This window comes from Aliiroseovarius marinus (assembly GCF_004360145.1).
Taxonomy (GTDB): domain Bacteria; phylum Pseudomonadota; class Alphaproteobacteria; order Rhodobacterales; family Rhodobacteraceae; genus Aliiroseovarius; species Aliiroseovarius marinus.
Map to the genome: position 1 here is coordinate 62,774 of NZ_ML178713.1, position 22,232 is coordinate 85,005.

18 protein-coding genes are annotated in these 22,232 nt (G+C 61.0%); 12 read left to right on the forward strand and 6 right to left on the reverse strand.

What is annotated here, in order from left to right; all coding sequences use genetic code 11:
• Nucleotides 1–166: 166 nt before the first annotated feature.
• The 3 genes from EOL43_RS03750 to EOL43_RS03760 are packed head-to-tail and all read left to right on the forward strand — an operon-like array spanning nucleotide 167 to nucleotide 2,501.
• A complete protein-coding gene (locus tag EOL43_RS03750; RefSeq protein WP_133485706.1) occupies nucleotides 167–1,543 on the forward strand; it encodes a DUF6638 family protein in 1,377 nt (458 codons plus the stop codon).
• A gap of 2 nt (nucleotides 1,544–1,545) precedes the next feature.
• The gene (locus EOL43_RS03755) at nucleotides 1,546–1,812 is read left to right on the forward strand and encodes a hypothetical protein (RefSeq protein ID WP_133485708.1); all 267 of its coding nucleotides are present in this window, start codon (nucleotides 1,546–1,548) and stop codon (nucleotides 1,810–1,812) included.
• Between the two features lie 8 nt (nucleotides 1,813–1,820).
• The gene (locus EOL43_RS03760; protein WP_133485710.1) at nucleotides 1,821–2,501 is read left to right on the forward strand and encodes a DUF1523 family protein; all 681 of its coding nucleotides are present in this window, start codon (nucleotides 1,821–1,823) and stop codon (nucleotides 2,499–2,501) included.
• A 1-nt stretch (nucleotide 2,502) separates the two neighbouring features.
• Here EOL43_RS03760 and EOL43_RS03765 read toward each other — a convergent pair whose 3' ends face one another.
• From EOL43_RS03765 to deoC, 3 genes are all read right to left on the reverse strand, one after another.
• On the reverse strand, nucleotides 2,503–3,600 hold the full coding sequence (locus EOL43_RS03765; protein ID WP_133485711.1) for a Hint domain-containing protein: 1,098 nt from the start codon (nucleotides 3,598–3,600) through the stop codon (nucleotides 2,503–2,505).
• Between the two features lie 200 nt (nucleotides 3,601–3,800).
• Complete coding sequence (locus EOL43_RS03770) at nucleotides 3,801–6,152, reverse strand: aldehyde dehydrogenase family protein (RefSeq protein WP_133485713.1); 2,352 nt, start codon at nucleotides 6,150–6,152, stop codon at nucleotides 3,801–3,803.
• A gap of 10 nt (nucleotides 6,153–6,162) precedes the next feature.
• Nucleotides 6,163–7,146, reverse strand: a complete 984-nt coding sequence (gene deoC, locus EOL43_RS03775; RefSeq protein WP_240686462.1) for a deoxyribose-phosphate aldolase — start codon at nucleotides 7,144–7,146, stop codon at nucleotides 6,163–6,165.
• 372 nt (nucleotides 7,147–7,518) lie between these two features.
• Between deoC and EOL43_RS03780 the strand changes: the two genes are divergently transcribed.
• The 5 genes from EOL43_RS03780 (at nucleotide 7,519) to oppF (ending at nucleotide 13,180) form a co-directional block, all read left to right on the forward strand.
• A complete protein-coding gene (locus EOL43_RS03780) occupies nucleotides 7,519–9,144 on the forward strand; it encodes a peptide ABC transporter substrate-binding protein (RefSeq protein WP_133485717.1) in 1,626 nt (541 codons plus the stop codon).
• A 188-nt stretch (nucleotides 9,145–9,332) separates the two neighbouring features.
• Nucleotides 9,333–10,256 carry an oligopeptide ABC transporter permease OppB gene (gene oppB, locus EOL43_RS03785; protein ID WP_133485719.1) on the forward strand — a complete coding sequence of 308 codons (924 nt, stop codon included), beginning with the start codon at nucleotides 9,333–9,335 and terminating at the stop codon, nucleotides 10,254–10,256.
• A gap of 70 nt (nucleotides 10,257–10,326) precedes the next feature.
• Nucleotides 10,327–11,208 (forward strand): ABC transporter permease subunit, encoded by an 882-nt coding sequence (locus EOL43_RS03790; protein ID WP_240686463.1) that lies wholly within the window; start codon nucleotides 10,327–10,329, stop codon nucleotides 11,206–11,208.
• A gap of 14 nt (nucleotides 11,209–11,222) precedes the next feature.
• A complete protein-coding gene (locus EOL43_RS03795; protein WP_133485723.1) occupies nucleotides 11,223–12,197 on the forward strand; it encodes an oligopeptide/dipeptide ABC transporter ATP-binding protein in 975 nt (324 codons plus the stop codon).
• Complete coding sequence (oppF, locus tag EOL43_RS03800; protein WP_133485726.1) at nucleotides 12,194–13,180, forward strand: murein tripeptide/oligopeptide ABC transporter ATP binding protein OppF; 987 nt, start codon at nucleotides 12,194–12,196, stop codon at nucleotides 13,178–13,180. The genes EOL43_RS03795 and oppF overlap by 4 nt, the downstream gene beginning before the upstream one ends.
• A 39-nt stretch (nucleotides 13,181–13,219) precedes the next feature.
• On the opposite strand, the gene EOL43_RS03805 is transcribed toward oppF, so the two are convergent.
• Nucleotides 13,220–13,411: a heavy-metal-associated domain-containing protein gene (locus tag EOL43_RS03805; protein ID WP_133485728.1), complete on the reverse strand. Its 192-nt coding sequence runs from the start codon at nucleotides 13,409–13,411 to the stop codon at nucleotides 13,220–13,222.
• A 120-nt stretch (nucleotides 13,412–13,531) separates the two neighbouring features.
• On the opposite strand from EOL43_RS03805, the gene EOL43_RS03810 reads away from it, so the two are divergent.
• The 4 genes from EOL43_RS03810 to EOL43_RS03825 all read left to right on the forward strand — a co-directional run bounded on the left by EOL43_RS03810 (nucleotide 13,532) and on the right by EOL43_RS03825 (nucleotide 20,112).
• Entirely contained in the window at nucleotides 13,532–15,994 is a 2,463-nt protein-coding gene (locus EOL43_RS03810) for a heavy metal translocating P-type ATPase (protein WP_133485730.1), read from the forward strand.
• Entirely contained in the window at nucleotides 15,991–16,392 is a 402-nt protein-coding gene (gene cueR / locus EOL43_RS03815; protein WP_133485732.1) for a Cu(I)-responsive transcriptional regulator, read from the forward strand. The genes EOL43_RS03810 and cueR overlap by 4 nt, the downstream gene beginning before the upstream one ends.
• A 90-nt stretch (nucleotides 16,393–16,482) precedes the next feature.
• Nucleotides 16,483–19,164, forward strand: coding sequence for a bifunctional acetate--CoA ligase family protein/GNAT family N-acetyltransferase (locus tag EOL43_RS03820; protein ID WP_133485734.1), 2,682 nt, complete (start codon nucleotides 16,483–16,485; stop codon nucleotides 19,162–19,164).
• Between the two features lie 24 nt (nucleotides 19,165–19,188).
• Nucleotides 19,189–20,112, forward strand: a complete 924-nt coding sequence (locus tag EOL43_RS03825; protein ID WP_133485736.1) for a histone deacetylase family protein — start codon at nucleotides 19,189–19,191, stop codon at nucleotides 20,110–20,112.
• Between the two features lie 82 nt (nucleotides 20,113–20,194).
• Here EOL43_RS03825 and EOL43_RS03830 read toward each other — a convergent pair whose 3' ends face one another.
• Together EOL43_RS03830 and EOL43_RS03835 are read right to left on the reverse strand one after the other, a co-directional pair.
• Complete coding sequence (locus EOL43_RS03830; protein ID WP_133485738.1) at nucleotides 20,195–21,268, reverse strand: NAD(P)/FAD-dependent oxidoreductase; 1,074 nt, start codon at nucleotides 21,266–21,268, stop codon at nucleotides 20,195–20,197.
• Complete coding sequence (locus EOL43_RS03835) at nucleotides 21,261–22,196, reverse strand: aldo/keto reductase (protein WP_133485740.1); 936 nt, start codon at nucleotides 22,194–22,196, stop codon at nucleotides 21,261–21,263. Before EOL43_RS03835 ends, EOL43_RS03830 begins: the two co-directional genes overlap by 8 nt.
• Nucleotides 22,197–22,232: the final 36 nt, after the last annotated feature.

Sequence of the window (22,232 nt, forward strand, 5' to 3'; positions counted from 1 at the left end):
CATGTAGCGGTTCGAAAACGGTGGACTGTGCAGTGATCCATTGGGCCTCAATCGATATCGCGGCAACGCCGCGACGCGCCCGACCCGCCTCACAGGGCGGGCGCGTTCCGCACCCACCCTCGGGCCGGGCGCATCGCTCATTTTGTGAAAGAAACGGGGGCAACCAATGAAACGCCTCATCCAACGTGGCCTCATGTTTGGCAATTTGATCCGGGTCGACAGTCCGGCGCTGATCGAGCGGTATAACCGTGCACTCCATTCCCTTGCAGGCAAGCGCACAGCACTGAGCGAGTTTCACATCGACATCTCCGGCTTCTCGCCTGAAATCGGGGAGGAGTTCAAAGATCCGCTCTACCTCAACCCCAATGGCTGCAATCGGCAGTTCATAATTCTGACGGTGGACCAGAAGAAGGCGCCGCTGTTGAACGCCATGTTCTCGACCTCGCGTGGGATATTGCGGCAGTTCATTGCGGATAACGAGGCGAAGCTATTTGCGCTGACCGCCCATGACGCGGTGGCGGGAGAGTTGATGAACTCGGTCTATGACATCTCGGACCCGTCGCGGCTGTTCGACATCCGCAAGATCGTGATCGAGGCCGACACGACCCAAAGCCACGTCAAAAATGCCCGCGAGTTGGCCGAGAAGATCGACCATTTCCAGACCGCGCCGAACGCGTGGTATGACGACGATCTGATCGCCGAGATGATTGATCTGGCCCGCGAAACCGGGGACGTGACGAAGGTTCCTGTCGATCTGGGCGTGCAGGAATACGAGCAGGGCAATTTCTGGACGGCGCATTTTGGCGGGCTTTATGTTTTCCGTGATGTGGCAAGCCCATGCGTGGTGGTTTCGGGCGACAAGGACCGGATGGAGCGCTTCCCCCGTCTGCCCGTCATCGACACGACCGAGCCCAACCGCATCGCCAGCTTCCTGCGCAAAAACGATCTGGTCGAGCCTTTGGTGCATGAGCGCGGCGCGGCGGGGGCACGCATTCTGCGTCAGAAGATGGAGTTTATTCTGGTGGACGCCGCGACCTCGGCCGGGATGGAACTGGGCGACATGTCCTCGCGCACCTTGCGTCACGTGGCGCAGCGGATGGGCCGCAATCTGCCGCAGGCGTTCCACGGGTTGGCCGCACTGGTGCGCTGGGCCGAGGCAGGCGGGCAGTGGCCCCGTATCGACAGCCGTCACCCGGCCTATTTCTACACCCTGCGCGCGCGGCCTGATCATCCAGATCGCGACCTGATCAACCGGATGTTGTCCGAGTTGGCCCCGATGGACTTCCGTCAGCTGTTCATCTGCCACAAAGAGCTGTTCTATGCTTCTTACGCCACATGGCCCGACGAAAAGCGCGAGTTTGTGGCAGAATTCCTGCATCGTGACTATATGGCAAACAAGGCCGGCGCCCGTGATAAGCTGTTTGGGGGGCGTAAAGACGCGCTGAAAGTGCCGACGACAACGCGCAAACGCACGCGTGAGCAAGTGATTGAAATGGTTGGCCCTTGGGGGGCAGTCAAAGCGGGTGCGGTGAAAGGGAGATAGGGATGGGATTTCTACGTCTGATCTTTTTCGGGTTTATCGGGCTGAGCATCATCTATGTGCTGGTCAGCATCTATTCCCGCTCGGTCCGTCTGGAGAAGCTCGAAGAGCAATGGGCCGAAGAACATCCCAGCGGCAATGAAAGCGACCGCGAAGTGTGGTTGCGCGAGGGGATGGAGGACTATCAAAAAAGCTTCCGCCCCAAGCTGATCTTGCTGGTTTATGTGGTGCCTGCGCTGCTGGTGCTGCTGTCGATTATACTTATTAACTGAGGTTCAATATGCGCCGTTTCCGTATCATCATCCGCAGCCTGATCGCGCTGATCCTGTTTGGCGTGCTGCATTATACGCTGCCGCAACATGACGTGGTGCGTGTTGTGAACACCTATCAGGAACGTCAGGATCTGGACGACTGGACCCGGATTTTCTGGTCGAAACCGGATGATCAATCCGCGGGCCTGATCAACCGTGATGTGCAGTTTGTGCAGACGGTGAAAAAGAAGACCTACCTGCTGGGCTTCATCCGCACGGATGCGGAAGAGGTGATGGTCTATCGCAACGAAGATACCGGCTGGTCGTGGCCGTTCTATTTCAAATTCGACACCGCCAGCCTGCAGACCGAGGTCGACGATTTGCGCTCGACCGCCGAGGAGCCGAAATGGGCGGTAATCACCCATTACGGCTGGCGGAACGAGCTGATCTCGGTCTTCCCCAACGCGGTCGGCATTCGCCCCGTGGCTGGGCCTGACGTGACGATCATCCCGTGGTTCAATATCGCCTTCTTCCTGTTCCTCGCTGTCGCGGTCGGCTTTGTGCGCGCGCTGTGGGTGCAGTTCCGCCAACGCTCGATCGACCCCGCGCTTGAGGATGCAAGCGAGGCGTGGGAAGCCGTGGATGCCCGCGCTGACGAAGCAAAAGGTCGCGTGTCCCGCTGGCTGGGGACGTGGCGCAAGAAGAAGTAAGCTAGTGCGCCTCGATGAAGGCGCGCTTGTTTTTTCGCAGACGGCGCATCAGATTGCGCTGCGGGGCATTGTTCGGCATGTGATGGGCAGGCTTGGGGTCTTCCAAGCCGTCCACCAACTCGGGAAAGATCATGCGGATCTCATCCAGCGCCTCGGGGGACATGCTCTTCTTGGTGTATTTGCCCAGATACAGCGTTTCGGCCGGTGCGCCATTGGCAAAGACCACTTCGTGATTGTCGCACAGGATATGGCAATAGGTGACGTGGTCGAGACTATCGTCCTGCCGTACACCAGACAGAAGGGTCAGTTTGTTCGCCGAAATCAGCGCCTCGGGCGTATCAAACATGCGGGCTGCGATCTTGGATCTGCACAGCATGCGATGCTGACGCGACACCCACAGATCCCGTGCCGGCAGGTTCTGCCCCAGTGCACCAGCCTTGATGCGAATGGGTGCAAGATTGCCCTCTGCAGGGACCTTGCGCACGCCAACCCAGCGAATGGTTTGGACGCCATTGTCCAAGGTACACACCTTGTCTCCAGGGACCAATTGCTCGACCGGGATCTCGCCTTTTGGTGTCAGAATGCCCGTGCCCTTGGCGAAACAGGTGACGAAGTCCCACGTCTCGCGCGACCCGGTCAGGCCCGTATATCGGGTTCCCGCGACACTATCCAAAGTGATCGAGCGTATTGCGGCCGCTTCAAGCGCGGTCTGATCCGAGTTCGCTGAGAATTCAGGCGCCAAGTACAGATTGCCGGCGGTGTCTTGAAAGACCACTGCGGTAATGGTCGCCGTGGTGCCGTCAATATAGGTTACCGTGGCGCTGTAAATACTTGTGCCATCGAAGGTTTGGGCGGCGCCTCCGTCCACTGAAAACTGGTCGTTCGACGAGGTGTTGTCCATGTCATAAACATTCGACCGTCCGCCCGAGAACCCCGTTCCTGCAGCGCTGATCGTTACGAAATCGTCGACAAGTGAATCGCCAGGTCCGCCGAATGTTAGCCCCACAAGGCTGCTGGCATTCTCGGCGTTGAGGTTGCCTTCAGTTGGATCAATGTCTGCGAATACGCCCAGCGAGATGGCATTAAAAGTAGTTGGCATTGTCTTACTCGTTACAACTCTACAAGTGATCCGCAGACGCGACGGAATTTGTCGCGTGGTCGAATCTCATCTCAGATACTCTTCGATCAGTACTAGTTATGGTCGAAAAGGTGGAAAAATCGTGAAAATGAGCGAATTTCCACTGAACTGGCCGGAACCAACTCTGGATCCGGCCAACAATACAAACCGCAGGGGCATTTTTACTCGCCGTAAGGCACCCAGACGGTTTTGACCTCGGTCGCGTGGCTTAGGAACTCACGCCCTTCGCCTGCGGCCCCCATCCAGTCGCGCGCTTTGGCGTTGTTGACCCAGCTGCGTTTCAGGTTACCCGCGCTTTCCAGCTCGACCGTGGCCGAGATGTCAGCGCCCGAATGCGACCAGACGGCGTCCACGCCCAAGTGACCGGCCAAGGGGGCGGCCAGCGTAGCGTGGTCTCCGGTGACGATGTTCACCACGCCGCCCGGCACGTCCGAGGTTTCGAGCACTTGATAGAAATCCGTCGCGGCCAGCGGGAAGGGTTGCGATGCGGCCAGCACCACGCGGTTGCCCATCGCGATGGCGGGGGCCATCAACGACACCAGCCCAAGCAGAGGTGCCTCGTCCGGGCAGAACCCGCCGATCACGCCCACCGGTTCGTTCATTGCCAGCGCCACGCCGCGCATCGGCACGGGTTTGGCGGCGCCGTCGAACTTGTCGGCCCACGCCGCATAGGTGAACAGGCGCGAGATTGCGGCCTCGACCTCTTTCGCGCCACCGCGCCCGCCCGTGATGGCGTCGATCCGGCCGGCGAACTCGTCGGCACGGGCCGAGAGGTTTTCGCCGATGTAATAGAGGATCTGCGCGCGGGCATGGCCGGTGGTCTTGGCCCAGCCGCTTGCTGCCGTCGCAGCCTCGACCGCGTTGCGGATGTCTTTGCGGTTGGCGATGCCCACATGGCCCAGAAGCGCACCGGATTTTGACCAGATTGCTTGGCTATAGCCTCCGTCCGGGCGTGCTTGTTTGCCGCCGACGTAGAATTTGGCAGTGCGGTCCAGCGCATCCACCTTGGCGTCTTTCGGCGCAGACACAGGGGCGATCGGCTTCAACGCAACCGATTTCCCGCGCGGCTTGGTATAGGCCTGCAGCCCTTCCCATCCGCCTTCGCGCCCAAAGCCGCTTTCGCGTACGCCGCCAAATCCGGCGGCGGCGTCAAACATGTTGGTGCCGTTTACCCAGACGACACCCGCCGCCAGTTTTGGCGCAATATCCAGCGTCAGGTTTACGTTCTCGGACCAGACAGACGCTGCCAACCCGTAGCGGGTGTTGTTTGCGATCTCGACTGCCTCAACTGGCGTGCGGAAGGTGGTTGCGGCCAGAACCGGACCGAAGATCTCTTCCTGCATTAGCGTTGATGCCGAGGATAGCCCGGTGATCAGCGTGGGCGGATAGAAGCAACCCTGATCGGGCAGCGGGCAGGGGGCTTGGTAAAGCTCGCCCTCGGCGGCACCGGCATTCACCATATCGGTGATCCGCTGGTGCTGGATCGGGTCAACCACCGCGCCCACGTCGATGGATTTGTCCAGCGGGTCGCCAATGCGCAGCTTGCCCATGCGGGCCTTGAGCTTGGTATAGAACCGATCCGCGATGCCTTCTTGGACGATCAGGCGCGAGCCTGCGCAGCAGACCTGTCCCTGATTGAACCAGATCGCATCGACCAGCCCCTCGACTGCTGAATCGAGATCCGCGTCGTCGAACACGATGTAGGGCGACTTGCCGCCCAGTTCCAACGTCAGAGACTTGCCTGACCCGGCGGTTGCACGGCGGATTTGGCGGCCCACATTGGTCGAGCCTGTGAAGGCGATCTTGTCGATGCCTTCATGGGTCACGATGGCTTCGCCCACACGTCCATCACCGGTCACAATGTTCACGACGCCCTTGGGCAGTCCGGCCTCGTCACAGATTTGCGCGAACAGGAGTGCGGTCAGCGAGGTGTATTCCGCAGGCTTCAGCACCACCGTGTTCCCCATCGCAATCGCAGGCGCGATTTTCCAGGCGAGCATCAGAAGCGGGAAGTTCCACGGGATGATCTGTCCGCAGACGCCCAAGGCTTCGCGGTCGGGAAGCTCGGCGTCCTGAAGCTGTGCCATGCCAGCGTGGTAATAGAAGTGCCGCGCGACCAGCGGAATGTCGATGTCGCGGCTCTCGCGGATCGGTTTGCCATTGTCCATGCTTTCTAGCACGGCGAAAAGGCGGGAATGCTTCTGCACCAGACGGGCTAGTGCATACAGATACTTGGCGCGGGTATGGCCGGGCAGCGCGGCCCAGCTTTTCTGCGCTTTGCGTGCGGCGATCACCGCCACATCCACATCATCTGCGCTGGCCTGTGTCACCTGCGCCAGAACCTCACCCGTTGCGGGGTTGCGGCTATCAAACAGCTCGCCCGGCTTGGTCATCGCGCCATTGATATAGAGGCCAAACGCACCGTTGCGCGCCGCGATCCACTCCAACGCCTCGCCCGCGCTTTCCGGGGCCGGGCCATAATCCATGCTGTCGAATTTTTCTTTCACGGTCATGTCTTTGTCCTTATCCCATCGGATGGCGGTAGGTGGCCGAGTAATGGCCGGTCACGTGGTGTTCCAACTGGCGTTCGATGTCACCCAGAAGCGAGCTGGCACCGAAGCGGAACAGGTGCGGGTCCAACCAGTCATCGCCCAGTTCTTCCTTGATCAGCGACAGATAGGTGATCGCGTCCTTGGCTTTCGAAATCCCGCCGGCAGGCTTGTAGCCGACTTTGTATCCGGTCGCCTCGTAATAGTCGCGAATGGCGCGGATCATGACCAGGCTGACGGGCAGGGTGGCGTTCACGCTTTCCTTGCCGGTCGAGGTCTTGATGAAGTCAGCCCCCGCCATCATGCAGACCAGCGAGGCACGGGCGACATTGCGCAGGCTTCCCAGCTCTCCGGTCGCCAGAATGGCTTTCACATGGGCATCGCCGCACGCCTCGCGGAAGTCGCGCATCTCGTCATACAGCGCCTGCCAGTTGCCGGTCAGCACGTGGCGACGCGAAATCACGATATCGATTTCTTCTGCCCCGGCGCGCACGCTTTCGCGGATTTCCTCGACCCGCAGGTGATAGGGGCTAAGGCCCGCCGGAAAACCGGTCGACACGGCAGCGACGGGCATGGTCACGCCAAGCGACTTCAGGGATGAAACTGCGGTCTCGATCATGTCGTGATAGACGCAGACGGCACCGGTGGTCACGGGCTCCATTCCAAGGGCCTTCATGATCTCGGGCCGGACGGGCTGGGCCGCCTTAGCGCACAAGCGGCGCACGCGGCCTTCGGTATCATCGCCGGACAGGGTGGTCAGGTCGATCATGGTAATCGCTTTCAGAAGCCACGCGGCCTGATACTCTTTCTTCACGCTGCGCCGTCCCGATAGGGTCGCACAGCGGCGTTCGATGGCGGATGTATTGGCCTGCACGGCCCGCACCCAGTTCATATCCAGATCCATCCCCGGATTGCGGGGAAGGGCCAGTTGCGGCAGCTGGTCGGACGACGCTTTCAGCCCCTCGTCCGAGGTTGTCTGCGGTTCGCTTTTCACGGAATTCACCCCTTGGGCATTTGCTGTGTTCATAGTTTTACCAAATGGTCGCATGTGCGACCGCGAATGGCAATAATCACCGTGACGTCAGGGGTGGTGACGCAAACAATCGTCATTTTGACGAAGGTTGATGTGATTATGACGACAAATTGCATGAATTACGCCGAAAGGGCGGGGGACTCGGGTGGATGGCTTGCCGCGCCGTAAATGGTTGTTTCCCGCTTTGTGTTGCGCTTAGGATGCTCCATCGACAGGAGAATACGGACTGAGTCTTTCGCGGTCCGAAATAGACTAAAATCAACCTGTCCCACTGCATAAATGACTAGGGAGAATTTTATGAATATCTCGATCAAAGCTGCCCTGCTGGGCTCGGCCCTTGCGCTTGCTGGCCCGGCCTTCGCAGACATGATGCACCCGAAAACAGGCGAGAAGCTGGCCGAAGACCAGACCTTCACCTACCGCGTGCTGGACGAGCACACCTCGGTTGATCCGCAGATCGTAGAAGACGTTTCCGGTTCGGAAATCGTACGCGACCTGTTTGAAGGTCTGTACAACCAAGACCGCGCTGGCGAACTGGTTCCCGGTGTTGCACTGGATCACGACACCAATGACGACAAGACCGTTTATACTTTTATTCTGCGCAAAGATGCCAAATGGTCGGACGGCAAGCCCGTCACCGCTGGCGACTTCGTCTATGCGTGGCGTCGATTGGCCGATCCGGCCACCGCCTCGGAATACCAGTGGTACATGGAAGTCATGGGCATCAAGAACGCCGGTGGTGTGATGTCGGGTGACATGCCAGTCGAAGAGCTGGGCGTGAAAGCCATTGACGACCACACGCTGGAAGTGACGCTGGAAAGCTCGCTGCCGTATTTCGCACTGACCACCACCCACACCTCGACCTTCCCGACACCGGCTTGGGCGATCGAAGCGCACGGTGCGGACTGGATCAAACCCGAGAACATCGTTGTGAACGGCGCCTATAAGCTGACCGAGCACGTCGCCAACGAGCGTCTGGTGCGTGAACGCAACCCGATGTACTGGGACAACGACAATACCATCATCGAGAAAGTCACCTCGCTGGTGATCAACGACGAAAACGTCGCTCTGACCCGCTATCAAGCTGGCGAACTGGACCGCACCGAGATCCCCGCAGGTCAGTATCCGTCGCTGAAAGAAACGAACCCGGATGAGGCAACCGCCTTCCCGCGTCTGTGCTCGTATTACTACACGATCAATGTGTCCGACAGCACGCCTGAGTTCCTGAAAGACGACCGCGTTCGCCGCGCTCTGTCCTATGCGATCAACCGTGACATCATCACCGAGAAGGTTCTGCAGGGCGGCCAGACCGCAGCCTACACCTTTACTCCGGGCGCAACCGCTGGCTTCGAAGTGCCGTCGGTTGACTATGCTGGCTGGAGCCAAGATGAGCGTAACGCCAAGGCTGTCGAGCTGATGACCGAAGCTGGTTACGGTAAGGACAACCCGATTGACCTGACCCTGCTGTACAACACCTCGGAAGCTCACAAGAAAGTGGCACTGGCTGTTAGCCAGATGTGGAAGCAGAACCTGGGCGTGAACGTCACCTTGGAAAACCAGGAATGGAAGACCTACCTGACCACCCGCGGCGAGCAGAACTATGAAATCGCCCGCGCTGGCTGGTGTGGTGACTATAACGAAGCCTCGACCTTCCTAGATCTGGTCCAGTCGGGCTCGGGCTATAACGACGCCAAGTACGCGAACGACATGGTCGACAGCCTGCTGGCAGACGCCAAGACGATGGACAACCCTCAGCCGAACTACACCAAGGTTGAAGAAATCATCGCCGCCGACATGCCGATCATCCCGATCTACCACTATGCTGGTAGCTTCATGATCAAGCCCGAGCTGATCGGCAGCTGGCCCGTCGAAAACGTAGAGCAGAACTGGTATTCGAAAGACCTGTATAAGGTCGCGAAATAAGCCGGATCTGATCTGAAACAGGGGCACCGCGCACCTGCGTGCGGTGCCCCACCCGCATCTGCGTTACTGATCCAGATCAACGAAGACCGTTAACCAAACTGTCATAGGCGCCTGATCCGGCTTTCCGTAGGGTCCGCCACATTCGTGTATACTTGGATCCGACAACGCCGCATCTCCTAGGGGTAAAGATGCTTAACTTCATCATACGCAGGGTCGCCGTCGCGATCCCCACTCTTATCATTCTTCTGGTCGCCTCTTTCTGGCTGATGCAGACCGCGCCCGGCGGGCCGTTCACTTCCGAACGTCCCTTGCCCGCGCAGGTCCTCGCCAATATCGAGGCGAAATACGGGCTGGATCAGCCTGTCTATAAGCAGCTTTGGGACTATGTCGTGGGCATCGTGACCCAGTTCGACTTTGGCCCGAGCTATAAATACAAAGACCGTTCGGTGAATGACATCATCGCGCAGGGCTTTCCGGTGACGCTGACCTACGGGATCATCTCGTTCCTGGTGGCGATCATCATCGGCGGCGCGCTGGGCATCTCGGCCGCGATCCGTCAGAATAGCTGGCTGGATTACTTCGCGGTGGGCGTGACCATCGGCGCGCAGGTGCTGCCGAACTTCGTCATGGCCCCGATCCTGATCTTGGTCTTCACCCTGTGGCTGGGCTGGCTGCCCGGCGGCGGCTGGAACGGAGGCCAATGGGATCACATCATCATGCCTGTCATCGCGCTGTCGACCAGCTACATGGCGTCGATTGCCCGCCTGACGCGGTCCTCGATGCTGGAAGTGCTGCGGTCAAACTTCATCCGTACCGCCCGCGCTAAGGGTCTGCCGGACAACGTGATCATTTGGCGCCACGCGCTGAAGCCGTCGCTTTTGCCAGTGATTTCCTATCTGGGACCGGCCTTCGTGGGCATGGTCACCGGGTCGTTCATCATCGACGCGATTTTTGGCACCGGGGGCATTGGCTATTTCTACGTGAATTCGGCCTTTAACCGGGACTATGCGGTCATGATGGGCCTAACGATCCTGCTGGGGTCTATGACGATCCTGTTCAACATGGTGGTTGATATCCTCTATGCGTGGATCGACCCGAAGATCCGTCTGTGAGGGTAGGACAATGAACGACAGACTTGCTCAACCCTTCCAGCAACCCAAAACCCGCGAGATCGCCGAGCGGATGGCCGAAGACGTCAAGGGCCGCTCGCTCTGGGCGGATGCGCGCCGCCGTTTTGTGGCCAACCGTGCTGCGATGGTATCCGTCGTGGTGCTGACGCTGATCGTGCTCTTCTCGCTCTTTGGTCAAATCATCAGTGAATACGATATCGAGACGATCGACTGGGACGTGCTTGGAAACGTGGCAACCGCGGGGAAACCCTCGATCGAGAACGGTCACTACTTCGGCTTCGATGAGAACGGGCGCGACCTTTACAACCGCGTGGTCCAAGGCTCGCGCATCTCGCTGGCCGTGGGCGTCATTGGCGCGCTGGTCGCGGTGATCGTCGGTACGATTTACGGCGCGACGGCGGGCTTTATCGGCGGACGCGTAGACTCGATCATGATGCGTCTGGTCGATATCTTCATGTCGATCCCGTATATGTTCGTTCTGATCCTGCTTCTGGTCGTCGCCGGACGCTCGATCACCATGATCTTCGTGGGCATCGGCCTGACCGCATGGCTGGACATGAGCCGCATCGTGCGTGGCCAAACCCTGTCGATCAAGAACCGCGAGTTCGTGGAAGCGGCCATCGCCATCGGTGTGCCCACATGGCGTATCATCATCCGTCACATCGTGCCCAACCTTCTGGGTGTTGTGGTGGTCTATGCGACGCTTCTGGTGCCGCAGATGATCCTGACGGAAAGCTTCATCTCGTTCCTTGGCCTTGGCGTTCAGGAACCCTTCACCAGCTGGGGCGCGCTTCTTTCCGAAGGCACCAAGACCATGAACTATGGGACGCTGTGGCATCTTGCCTTCCCGCTGTTCTTCTTCGTGGTCACCATCTTCTGTTTCTTTTTCATCGGTGACGGTCTGCGCGATGCGCTGGACCCGAAAGACCGTTAAGGGGGGCGCGCGTTATGGCACTACTTGAAGTCCGTGACCTGAGCGTCAAATTCGACACGCCCGACGGCACTGTGACCGCTGTGGACAAGATCAGTTTCGACCTTGAGGCCGGGGAAACCCTTGGCGTCGTAGGCGAAAGCGGTTCGGGCAAAAGCCAGACCGTCTTTGCGATCATGGGGCTTCTGGCCCAGAACGGGACGGCGTCAGGCTCGGTGAAGCTTGAAGGGCAAGAAATCCTGAACATGCCGCTGGCGCAGTTGAACAAGATCCGCGCCGAGCGTATCGCGATGATCTTTCAGGATCCGATGACCTGTCTGAACCCGTTCTTGCGGGTGTCCGATCAGATGGCCGAGGTGTTGACCCATCACCACGGCATCTCGAAGCGGGCAGCGGTGAAACAGGCGGTCGAGATGCTGGATGCCGTGCGCATTCCCGAGGCGAAAAAGCGCGTGACCATGTATCCGCACGAGTTCTCGGGCGGGATGCGTCAACGTGTGATGATCGCTATGTCGCTGCTGTGTAAGCCCGACATTCTGGTGGCGGACGAACCCACGACCGCGCTGGACGTGACCGTTCAGGCGCAGATCATGAAGCTACTTGAAGACCTGCAGAAGGACTTCAACATGTCGATCATCCTGATCACCCACGACCTTGGCGTGATCGCCGGATCGTGCCGGGAAACGCTGGTCATGTATGGCGGGCAACAGATGGAATACGGCACCACCAAGGGCCTGTTCGAGATGCCGACCCATCCCTACACCATGGGCCTTTTGAAAGCCGTGCCGCGTCTGGACATAGAGAGTGATACGCTGGCGACCATTCCCGGCAGCCCGCCCAACATGATGAACATGCCCAAGGGCTGCCCGTTCTCTCCGCGTTGTGATTTCGCGGATGATCGCTGCGCTGTCGAGCGTCCGACGCTGGATGGTGTCACGGGCCGCGCGGTGCGTCGCCGGGCCTGTCTGAAATCTTTGGAGGAGCTGACATGAACGTGCAATCACCTCTTCTGTCCGTCCGTAACCTGAAGGTCTGGTTTGACATCAAGCGTCAGGGCGCGATGCCTTGGACGCCCACCGACACGCTTAAGGCCGTCGATGGGGTCGATTTTGACCTGATGCCGGGCGAGACACTGGGCATCGTGGGCGAAAGCGGCTGTGGCAAGTCCACGCTGGCCCGCGCCATTATGCGTATGGTGCCTGCCGAGGCCGGCACCGTGTTGTGGCTGGGCGATGACCTGTTGCAGCTCAACCATCACGACATGCGCGAGCACCGCAAAGAGATGCAGATGATCTTTCAGGATCCGCTGGCATCGCTGAACCCGCGCATGACCATCGGCCAGATCGTGGCCGAGCCGCTGAAGACCCACCACCCGGGCCTTTCACCCTCAGAAGTGAAAGACCGGGTGCGGGAAGTGCTGGATCGCGTTGGTATTCTGCCCAACATGATCAACCGCTATCCGCACGAGTTCTCGGGCGGGCAATGTCAGCGGATCGGGATCGCCCGCGCGCTAATCGTGAAGCCGCAGCTGATCATCTGTGATGAACCTGTGTCCGCTCTGGACGTGTCCATTCAGGCGCAGGTGATCAACCTTCTGATGGAAATTCAGGAAGAGATGGGGCTGAGTCTGATCTTCATCGCGCATGACCTGTCCGTCGTGAAGCACATCTCGACCCGCGTGATGGTGCTGTATCTGGGCAATGTGGTCGAAATCAGCGAGGCTGCGCAGCTCTATCGTTCGCCCGGCCACCCGTATACGGAAGCGCTGATTTCTGCTGTGCCGATCCCTGATCCCACGGCGGAAGCCTCGAAAGAGGTGATGATCCTGGACGCCGATCTGCCGTCGCCGCTGAACCCGCCCTCAGGCTGTGTGTTCCGCACCCGCTGCCCGATTGCAGGGCCGGAATGCGCGGAGACCAAGCCGCCTTTGTCCGATCGCGGCAATGGCCAACAGGTGGCCTGTCACAAACGCTAAGAAGAACCCCGGCCCCTGACAATCAAGGTGCCGGGGTTTTTATTTGGCGGAGGCAGGGAAGCCGATTTCGTCAAGCGCGTCGATGACGGCGGCGGGATCAAGCCCGTCGACCTGCACCTCGCGGGCATCCATGTCGAAGTTCAGCGTGACCTCACCCAGCCCTTCCAGCGCTTCGGTGATCGAGGCTTTGCAATGGCCGCAGCTCATATCGGGGACGTGGAAAGTGGTCATGGGGGCTCCTCTTGGTTTGCACCCTGAATAGCGCAGCAAACGCGCGGGTCAATGCCGCTTTGCTCTTGACCTTCCAGTCACTGGAACCCCTATCTATACTCCGTTATAGCGGAGAATCTGATGGCTGCCTTGAAAACACTCACACTCGAGTTGGAAAACCTATCCTGCGCGTCCTGCGTTGGGCGGGCCGAGCGTGCCTTGGACGCGGTCGAGGGCGTGGACACGGCCCCCGTGAACCTTGCCACAGAAACGGCGCGGGTGTCCTATGCCGCCCCAGCCAACACTGAAAACCTCGCAACTGCCCTTGATCGCGCGGGCTATCCTGCGCGGCGCGACACGGTGGTTCTGGACGTCCAGTCGATGTCCTGCGCAGCCTGCGTAGGCCGAGTCGAGCGCATGCTGAGAGCCACGCCCGGGGTGCTGGACGCGCGGGTGAATCTCGCCTCGGAACGCGCTTTTGTCACCTTCCTAACCGGATCCGTGACGCCCGAGGCGCTGTCGGCGAAGATCACCAAGGCGGGTTTCCCGACAACCCCGCGCGCCGACAGCAGCACCACAGGCCCGCGCGACAAGGCCGACGAAGCGCGGGCGCTGAAACACAAAGCCTTGCTCGCTGCCGCCCTGACCCTGCCGGTCTTCGTGATCGAGATGGGCGGGCATTTGTATCCGCCGTTTCACCATTGGGTCCTGCACAATATTGGTCAGGGCGTGTCGCATTGGCTCCAACTGATCCTGACGACGATCGTCCTGTTCGGGCCCGGCCGCCTGTTCTTTGCCAAGGGCATCCCGGCGCTTCTGCGCGGCGCGCCCGAGATGAACGCACTGGTCGCGTTGGGTGCCTCGGCCGCTTATCTCTATTCGCTGGTGTCTGTGCTGACCCCGGGCATCCTGCCCGCAGGCACCGTGAACGTGTATTTCGAGGCCGCCGCCGTCATCGTCACCCTGATCCTAGTGGGCCGCTGGATGGAGGCCCGCGCCAAGGGCCGCACAGGCGAGGCAATCCGCGCGCTGGTCGAGCTGGCCCCGGACGAGGCCACGGTCGAGGTCGAGGGCCGCCAGATCACCCGCCCCGTCGCGCAGGTCATTACCGGAGAAGTTATCGTCATCCGACCCGGCGAACGCGTGCCCCTGGACGCCGAGGTGACTGAGGGCGAAAGTCTTGTGGACGAAAGCATGATCACTGGGGAGCCCGTGCCCGTCGCGAAGACACCGGGCAGTCCCGTGACTGGCGGCACGGTGAACGGCACCGGCGCCCTGAAGGCCCGCGTGACTGCCGTCGGCCCAGACACGATGCTGTCCCAGATCGTGCGCATGGTCGAAGACGCCCAAGGCGCGCGGCTGCCCATTCAGGCGCTGGTTGACAAGATCACCGCCGTGTTTGTCCCCATCGTATTGGCTATCGCTGTGTTGACCGTAGCAGTCTGGCTTTTGATCGGCCCCGACCCCGCCTTGGGGCTGGCCTTGGTCGCGGGTGTGTCCGTTCTGATCATCGCCTGTCCCTGCGCGATGGGCTTGGCCACGCCGACCTCGATCATGGTGGGGACCGGGCGCGCGGCGCAGCTGGGTGTGCTCTTCCGACGTGGGGACGCGTTGCAAGCGCTGCAATCGGTGGATGTGGTGGCCTTCGACAAGACCGGCACGCTGACCGAAGGGCGGCCCGCGCTGACTGCTTTCGCGGTTGCAGAGGGACAGGATGCCGACGCGCTCCTCGCTCTAATCGCCGGGGCCGAAGCACAAAGCGAGCACCCGCTGGCGCAGGCCATTCTGTCCGGCGCAGTAGTTCGCGGCGTCACGCCTGCCGCCGTCAGCAATGTCCAAACCGAAACCGGATTTGGCCTGTCCGCCGACACCGAGGGTAAACGCCTTCTGATAGGGTCGCAGCACTATATGGCGCGCGAAGGGGTTCCTCTGACCGATCTTGTCGACCGGGCCGACCCGATGCGCGCAGAGGGGCAGACTGTGTTCTTCGCCGCCTATGACGGGCAGCTTGTGGCGCTGATCGGCGTGGCGGATCCGGTGAAGCCGGACACGCCCAAAGCTCTGGAGGCCTTGCGGGCCTTGGGCAAAGAGCTTTTGATGATCACTGGCGACGATCCGGCCACCGCCGCCGCCATCGCGGATCGCTTGCAGATCGACCGTGTGGTCGCGGGTGTCATCCCCGGCGAGAAGCTGCAAACCATCGCTGCCATGCAGGCCGAGGGGCAGACCGTCGCCTTTGTTGGCGATGGCATCAACGACGCGCCCGCCTTGGCCCAAGCAGATGTGGGCATCGCCATCGGCACCGGCACGGATGTGGCCATCGAGGCCGCAGATGTGGTCCTGTCCTCTGGTGCTCTGTCGGGCGTGGTGAACGCGCTTCAGGTCAGCCGCCGCACCATGACCAACATCCGCCAAAACCTCTTCTGGGCGTTCGGCTACAACGTGGCGTTGGTACCCGTCGCGGCGGGTATTCTTTACCCGGCATGGGGCGTTCTTTTGTCGCCGATGCTGGGGGCGGGTGCGATGGCCGCGTCCTCGGTTCTGGTGCTGACCAACGCCCTGCGACTACGGTTCATCAAGCCCGCACTGGAGGAGACCGCATGAACATTTCCGATGCCGCCACCCAGACCGGCCTGCCCGCCAAAACCATTCGCTATTACGAGGACATCGGGCTGGTCACACCCACCCGCAACACCAATGGCTACCGTGTTTTTGGCGAGACCGAGCTGCACAAACTGACCTTTCTGGCCCGTGCCCGCGCGCTTGGTTTCTCGATCGAGGATTGCCGCACGCTACTGGCCCTGTACGAGGATCAGTCCCGCGCCAGTTCAGACGTCAAACGCATCGCGCGCACCCATCTGGACGAGATCGAAGCGAAGATCGCGGACCTGATCGCCATGCGTGATACGCTGTCGCATCTGGTGCAGGCCTGTGCGGGCGATGACCGTCCGGATTGCCCGATCCTGAAGGGGATCGAGGCGACCTCTGTGCGAAAAGATTGAGGCACATCAAAGACGAACGGCTTGTCGTGGCGTTTATCCATGGGCGAAGCTGCGCTGAGTATGTTCGCGCATTCGCAAAGGATTCGTCTGATGGATAAAAGCCCTCTGACCCCGCTTTTCGATCCCACCTCGGTCGCCGTGTTTGGCGCCAGCCCCAGCGGCAACTCGGTTGGGGCGATGGCGTGGCGCAATCTGGTGGCGGGCGGCTTTGATGGCTCGCTCTATCCGATCAATCCCAAGCACAAAGCCATCGGTGATGCGACCTGCTATCGCAAAGTGACGGACCTGCCGGACGAGGTCGACCTGGCCGTGATCGCCACCCCTGCGCGCACCGTGCCGGGGATCATGCGCGACTGCGCCGAGGCAGGCGTGAAATCTGCCATCATCCTGTCGGCAGGGTTCGGCGAAGGCGATGGGCGCGGCAAGGATCTGGAAGCGCAGGTCGTGGCCGCCGCGCGCAAGGGCGACATCCGGTTCATGGGGCCGAACTGCGTCGGTCTGGTGCGTCCGTGGCTTGGGCTGGACGCGAGTTTTCTACGCTCGGACCCGCCGAAGGGGCGGCTGGCCTTCGTGTCGCAATCCGGCGCGTTGGTGTCCGCGATTGCCGACTGGGCCGGACCACACCATTCGGGCTTTTCGGCGATGGTCAGCCTTGGCAACTCGACCAATATTGACTTCGGAGACGTGCTGGACTTCCTCGCGATGGATCCGCGGACCGACGCCATTTTGCTCTATATCGAGGGCATCAAGGACGCGCAGAATTTCATGTCCGCCTTGCGCCGCGCGTCGCGTCTGAAGCCGGTGATCGTGCTGAAATCGGGCCGCCACGCGACCAGCTCGCAAGCGGCACATACGCATACGGGGGCGCTGATCGGGTCGGACGACGTGTTCGACGCAGCGCTGGAGCGTGCCGGTGCGGTGCGGGTCGGCACGCTGGGCCAGCTCTTCGCCGCAGCCGAGATCCTCGCCAACACGCGCAAAGTTGGCGGCAATCGTCTGTGCATCATCACCAATGGTGGCGGTGCAGGCGTCTTGGGCGCGGACCGGGCAGGTGATCTGGACATCGCGCTGCCTCCGCTATCTGACGCCACGAAAACCAAGCTGGACAAGGTCTTGCCCCCGTATTGGAGCCACGCCAACCCCGTCGATATTCTGGGCGATGCCGGGCCCGAGACCTATTCAGCTGCCGTGAAGGCCGCGATTGCCGATCCGGACAATGACGGCGTTCTGGTGATGCTAACCCCGCAGGCGATGACCGATGCCGTGGCGACAGCACAAGCCGTCGTGGGCGCGTTGCCGCGACGACGCAAGAAACCCGTTCTGGCCTGCTGGCTGGGCGAACCGGCGGTCGAAGAAGGCCGTGCGATCCTGTCCAAAGCCGGCGTACCAGATTTCCAAACGCCCGAACGCGCGGTCGAGGGCTTCAGCTATCTGGTTCAGCACCGCCGCAACCGCAAACTGGCGCTGGAAGTCCCCCGTGCCCGCGCGTTTGAGAAAGGCTTGGATCTGGACGGCGCGCGTCTGATCATCGCGCAGGCCTTGTCGGATGGCCGCAAGATGCTGTCGGACACCGAAAGCAAGGCGCTGCTGAAGGCCTTCAACATTCCGGTGAACATGACGATCGAAGCGACGACGCCATCGCAGGCATTGGTGGCTGCGGAAACCGTGGGCTATCCGGTCGCGATGAAAATCGCCTCGCCCGACATCACGCACAAGACCAATGTGGGCGGCGTGCGGGTGAACGTGGCGCATGCGACTTCGGTCTCGCGGGTGTTTCACGAGCTGGTCAAATCCGCCAAAGCCGCACGGCCCGATGCGCAGATCACCGGCGTCACGGTCGAGCCGATGGCGGGCCTGAAAGACCCGCGCGAGCTGGTCATCGGCGCCAGCCGTGATCCGGTCTTCGGCCCCACAATTCTGTTCGGCGCCGGGGGCACGATGGTCGAGGTCCTGAAAGACAGCGCCGTGGCGTTGCCGCCGTTGAATGCGGTTCTGTCTGAACGCTTGATCAACAAAACGCGCGTGTCGAAAGCCCTTGAGGGGTTCCGAGATGCGGCGCCCGTGGATCGCGATGCGCTGGTCGACGTGTTGAAGCGCGTCTCGATCATCGTGAGTTATCTGCCTGAGGTGATCGAGTTGGACATCAACCCTCTGTTTGTCAGCCCCGACGGGGTGTTGGCGGTGGATGCGCGCATTTCGGTCCAGCGAGCCCCTGCAAAGGACGGCCCCTATGACCACATGGCGATCCACCCCTATCCGCGCCACCTTGCGCGCGAGGCGTATCTGTCAGACGGCACACTTCTGGTGATCCGCCCGGTACGTCCGGAAGATGCCGAATATCTGCAATCCTTCGTGCGCGAGTTGTCGCCCGAGGCGCGGCAGATGCGTTTCATGGGCTCGGTGAATGAGCTTAGCCCAGAAATGCTGGCCCAGTTTTCCGCCATCGATTATCGCCGCGAAATGGCCTTATGCGCCATGGCCGAGATTGACGGGCAGGACGTGCTGGTGGGCGTCGCGCGCTATGTGATCAACCCGGATCAGAAAAGCTGTGAGTTCGCCATCGTCGTATCGGATCGGATTCAGCATCAAGGGCTTGGGACGCGCCTGATGAAAGGGCTGTTCAGCGCCGCACAAGATCATGGATTGGATGTAATTGAAGGGACGGTTCTGAAGAAGAACGACCCGATGTTGCGCCTGATGAAAGAGCTGGGCTTCACCCAGCGGCCAGACCCCGATGACCGAGATGTGGTCATTGTAGAACGCTGGCTTTGAGACGGGATCGAGGGAGGAAACCGAATGCTATCCATCATTTCGCACAATGAATGTCGCGACCATGACGCTGGGCCATTGCACCCGGAAAGCAAGGCGCGGCTGGATGCGATCAACAATCAGCTGATCATGTCGGGCATGGATTATGTGGTGCGCCATCACGATGCACCGCTGGTCACGCGTGAGCAGTTGGAGCGCGTACATGACAGCGATTATCTGGACCGCGTCTATGCGCTGGCGCCGGGGCAAGGGATGGAAAGCGTCGAGGTAGACGGGGACACGGTGATGAGCCCGGGCACCCTGAAAGCCGCCGAACGCTCGGCCGGGTCGGGCTGTATGGGCGTCGATCTGGTCATGTCCAAGGAAGCCAACCCGATCTTCTGCATGGTCCGCCCGCCCGGCCACCACGCAGAAAGCGACAAGGCGATGGGATTTTGCCTGTTCAACAACATCGCCGTGGCTGCGGCCCACGCGTTGGAAGCGCACGGTCTGTCGCGTGTGGCGATCATCGACTTTGACGTTCACCACGGCAACGGCACGGAAGAGATCTTTAAGGCGGAACCGCGCGTGCTGTTCTGTTCAAGCTTTCAGCACCCGTTCTACCCCTTCACCGGCCACGAGAAAGAGACCGACAATCTGGTCGATATCCCCCTGTCCGCAGGCGCAGGCAGTGCTGAGTTCCGCGAGGCCGTGTCCGGCCACTGGATCCCGCATCTGCGCGACTTCAAGCCGGAATTCGTCTTCATCTCGGCCGGGTTCGACGCCCATGTGGCCGATGATATGTCGAGCGTGCAACTGACGGACGCCGATTACGAATGGGTCACGCGCGAACTGAAGGCCGTGGCGGACGAGTTCGCCGAGGGCCGGATCGTATCGATGCTGGAAGGCGGGTACGAACCAGACGTGCTGGCACGATCAGTCGTGAAGCATCTGGACGTACTGCTGGGATAAGGGGCTTTGCCCCTCGGCCCGGACGGGCCTCACCCCAGGATATTTTTGGCAAGAAAATGCGAAAGGGTGAGGGCCGGGACGGTCAGGTGAACCGGTCCGGGACGATCTTCTCCACAGTGGCGGCCTCGATCTCGGGCGCGCGCCCAGCGACGAGGTCGGCCAGAAGTTGCGATGCGGCAGGCGAGGTTTGGAACCCGTATCCCCCTTGCCCGGCGCACCAGATGAAGCTGCGGTCCTCGGGTGCGGGGCCCAACACCAGATTGCGATCAGGCGCAAAACTGCGCAGCCCGGCCCAGTTCGAGATCATCCGAGTGACGGGTTTTGTGACCATCGCCTCGTAGCGCGCGAGCCCCTCGGCCAGTACCATGTCGTCCGCCCAAGCGTCTTGCGGCTCCATCGGGTCTTCTTCTTCGGGCGAGACGATAAGCGCGCCTGCATCGGGCTTGGCGTACCAGCTTTCGGCGGCGCCCATGAACATTGGCCAGCGGCTGACATCCAGCCCGCCCGGGGCTGGGATCCGCGCCATAGACCGGCGGTAGGGTTGGATGCCGATAGGGGGGATGCCTGCCAGCTTTGCGACCTCATCGACCCATGCTCCGGCAGCGTTCACAAGGGTCTTGCCCGCGAAGTCGCCTTTCGTGGTCTCGACCTCCCACCTTGACGGTGTGCGCGTAATCATGGTGACCTTAGCGCCGGTTTGCACTGCACCGTTTGCCCGTACCTCGCGTGCGAAGTTCTGGATCAGACGGTCGGTGTCAATGTCCCACGCTTCGGCGTGATAGCCCGCGCCGACAAGGGTGTCGGGGTTCAGGATTGGCACCAGATCCAGCGCGTCTCGCGTGGAAATCGGCTCCATCTTCATCGTGACCAAATCGCGGGCGAGCGCGTCTTCCTGACCCGGCCCGCCCACGATCATCAACCCGCGCGGAGACAGTACGCCGCCGTTTTCCTGCTCGTGATAGGCGCGCGAGGCTTGGTTCAGCGCGATGACCGAGGGTGCGCCATAGGCTTCTTCGAACATGGCGGCAGAACGGCCAGAGGCGTGATAGGCCAGCGCGTCCTCGGCCTCGAGCACGCAGACGGTTCCCAGATGCGACAGCCGTGCGCCAGCCGAGATCCCGGCGATGCCACCGCCGATAACAACGAAATCATACATTCTCTTCAATCCTGTCTGTCGCAGGTGCGGGCGTGGGTGTGAGCGCGGTCAGCCGGTCGCGCAGCTCGGTGGTCATGGTGAAGGACAGCGCGTCGAGTGACGGCTGCAATTGCTCACGTGAACGAGCGGATAGGATGGGCGCGGGCCGGGTTGGGTGGTTGGCCACCCACGCCACGGCCAGTGTTGCCGGGTGCAGGCCCAGATCCTGCGCAATTTCGGGTAGGGCTTCGCCGGCCTTGTGCATCCAGTCCAGCCCATAGCGCGCGGCATAGCGGTGATCTTCGGACAACCGGCCCGTGCCACCGGTGGCATACTTTCCGGTCAAAAGCCCGCCGCCAAGCGGAGAATACGTCGCAGCCAGAATGCCCTCGGAGGCACACATCGGCAGAAGTTCGACCTCGGCCTGACGTTTCACAAGGCTGAACATTGGCTGGATCACGTCGATTTTGGTGCCCATCCGTTGAGCGATCCCCTGTGCTTTCATTACCTGCCACGCGGCGAAGTTGGACAGTGCCAGATAGCGGGCCTGCCCGGCCGATTGTAGCTCGGCCAGCAGTTCGATTTGGGCGTCCATCGCAAGGTTCGGGTTGAAGCGGTGCAGATAAAGGATATCGATTACGTCCAGCCCCATGCGTGCGCGGGACGTGTCGAATTGTGCGCGCAGCGCGTCGACGGTGTCGGGCGCGTCATAGCCAATCTTGGTGGCGATGATCAGGCGCTCGCGAAGCGGGGCAATCAACCGCCCGAGGATCTTCTCAGACGCGCCACCAGTATACAGATTTGCGGTGTCGAAATGGGTGATGCCCGCGTCGAGGCAGGCGTCAAACATCGCGCGCGAGGCCGTTTCATCTGCGTTCTCGCCAAACTGCATGGCGCCGAAGGCAAAGCGGGGGGCGGGGGTGCCATCAAGGGAAATCAGGTCGGTCATGGCGCGACACTGCCACGGTGTTTTGCAAAGGAAAAG